Here is a 2,833-nt window from a genome sequence, read left to right on the forward strand (position 1 = left end):
GGTAATGCGATCCCTACCCGTAGAGATCCACGCCCGTGTCATACCCAGCGGACCCTGGAGCTTGTCCATGATTTCGCGGGTGGGTTTCTTCGTCCCATCCACGATAGCCTGAACATCGGCCAGGGGTTCATGGATTTGAGCTGCTAAGGTAGCAACATCAAGCCCCTTCTCCTGCATCTTGGATTGGATGCGGACGTTGGGTTCAACGCCTTCCATGGTTGTGTTTTCTTCGTGCAGGTTGAGGGCGTACTGTTGCAGCTGGTGACCAGCGAAATTCTTGGACACGAAGTTGACGTAGAAGTCCGAGGTGAAGATCCGCCCCAGGGAGTAGATAAATCCGAGCTTCTGGCCCTTTACGCCATCCTGGAGTTGGGCCACCTTAGCCTGGGCCTCGGCACGTACTGTAGCCGTCGCCACATAACCCACCCTCGGGATCGGGCGGACGATATCTGTCTTCAACCGTTCAGAGGGTTCCGCCTGGGCATAGCGGGCATAGGCTTCCTGGACCTCTTGAATATCCGCCAGCATGTTCGGGGCAACCCGACCCAGCAAATCCTCGAAGCCATCGTAGAACTGCGGTGCTTTGCTCTGGGCATAGCGCCCAAGATACGAGGTGACATAGCGGTACATGAACTGGCGGAACCCGAAGGAAACATCCTCCTGGCCAATCTCACGGGCCATGCCGATGAGTTCGCCTTGGTTAGCGGCACGCAGGTTGGAAAGTTCCTCACCCAGGACACGTTCCAGATGATCCGCTACCACGTCAGCGGCCTGCTGGATGTCATCGACATTGGAAATACGCCCCACGCCACTATCGGCATAAGACACTGTTGCCTTGATGCCTGGAACGCGAGAGACGCGGCCGACACGGATGGGAAGACCCACAGCATCGCCAAGCATGGCCACGATGCGAGAAATGCCGGTCAGGGCCTGCGTCGGAGCCGCAGGCTGCGGAGTACCCGGAATTGTCGGCGTTGCCGCAAACATCAGATCAGGCTTGCCGTCACGGAGAGGGTCAAAGGCTGCGTTGATGGAGCGGACATTTGCGGGGTCAAAGATCACCAACTGGTCCGGCATCTGGCTGTACTTATCGACGGCGCCAACGTAGCCAGCCTGCATCAGAAAACCATTGATGTCTCCGGTGCGGGAAAGGGCGTCGCGGAACATGCCCACCACAAGGTCGCGATCCTCGGCGGTGTAGCCCCGCTTGTTGTTGGCCACGAAGCGGTCGATAGCTTCGTTCAGAACCATCTCGCGGATTGCTGGTGTCTGTTTGTCGCGGAAGCGGCCATAGTTGAAGAGATCGCCCTGGCGCACGTACACAGGGATGATGCGTCCGCCCTGCAATCCACCGGCCTCGCCGCTATAGAAATACATGCCGGGCGATGTCGGCTTGGCAAAGAAGTAAACGCCAGCACCAAGCTCGTTGACGCCGCCCTTGTCTACCTTGAATGCGCTGAAGTCCGAGGCAGACGTCCCATGATACCACACCGTCTCCGTATCAAACCCCATCTCCCTTGCACGTTCGAGACGGCTTTCTTTGTCCATGGGGAGGTTGGGGGTGTGAGAAAGTTGATTATTTTTTTCTTTTTTGGAGTTCGGGTCGATGGCAAACATCGCTCCAGAGACGTCTGGGTTGAAGGCTTCTTCCGGGATCGTGGAGAGGACAGCATTAAGGCGCTGGTTTATGTCCAGCGCCTTTTGCAGGTCATCCATGTTGGAGGCTTGTTGGGCCTCTTCGTCGTTGGCGAGCTTGAACCTTAGGAGCCGCTTCGGAGAGAAGTACCCACTCAGATATTTGCGGTGATACTTTACCGCTTCGGCATCACGTTTTTGCCAGAGGGCGTAGCCGTGCCGCGTGAGGATGGCAGACGGACGGAGCTTTTGCCCGATGTCGGCTTCGATGCGGTCGTAGAGGGCGCTGGCGAGGCCTCGGCCCCTTTCGTTGGAGTGCGTGCGGACACCGGAGACTTCCCAGTAGGTTTGGTTGAGGGTAGGGTCGTTCTTCGGGCTGCGCTCGATGAGGTCGGCACGGACGGCGACTCCGCCCCGCTTGTTGAGGACGACCCAGGCACGCTGCCTTTCGCCGAGGCTGGTGGGCTCAAGGTCTTGGGCTTCGCCTTTGTAGCCTTTGAAGGCGGGATCAGCGAGCGTGAAAAGGGTTTCGGTGGCTCGTGCATCGTCTCGTGCGGCAAGAGGGCTTGGCCCGCGTCCCGGCTCAGATAGGCCCTGAGCAGCAGCTTGTCCTGCTCCGGTCCGGCCGGAAGCGCCTTGGCTTCCTCGAACAGCCTCTCGCCCTTGGCGATCATCGCCTTCGCGCTCCCGAACCCGTAAACCATCGTTGTCTCCAGTAATGCTATCGAGCCAGGCTTCAATGTCTTGAGGGACCTGAGAGATGGCGAACATGGCGCCGGAGTCTCCGTCAGATCCCTTCTTCTTCGTGAGTTTTTCCAACGCGGCATAGATTAAGTCCCGGTCCTTACGCGCGGCTGACCGTTCGCGGGCGTTCTTACTATACTCCAAAATGGTGTCGTTGACCAGCCTCAGTTCTTCCAACGCTTCAGGGCTGAAGTGGTTAGCGCCGATGCGGCTGTAGTTTTCCACCAGATCCGGCTTCAGCTTGGCCCAGAACTTGTATTCGGTCGGCGTGATCTGACCGGCTGGCTTAAGCTCCGTGCCCAGGTGCTGCTCGATGGAGCGGAGGACTTCGCCTGCCACGCCACGGCGCCGCTTGTTCTTACGGACCCGGATGTGCAGGGTGTACTTGCCATCCGTATCCTGGGTAACCTCCGTCTTGGCCCACCAGTGCGAGGTGCCGCGCATGAACTTGCCA

1 protein-coding gene is annotated in these 2,833 nt (G+C 58.6%); it reads right to left on the reverse strand.

Translation table 11 applies throughout. The annotated features are described in order from the left end of the window. Window positions 1-2,823: hypothetical protein (locus tag QZY06_RS05635; RefSeq protein WP_295681365.1), on the reverse strand; the 2,823-nt coding region annotated here is incomplete at its 3' end. Window positions 2,824-2,833 lie beyond the last annotated feature (10 nt).

Origin of the sequence: uncultured Nevskia sp. (assembly GCF_903885465.1) — a bacterium.
GTDB lineage: Bacteria > Pseudomonadota > Gammaproteobacteria > Nevskiales > Nevskiaceae > Nevskia.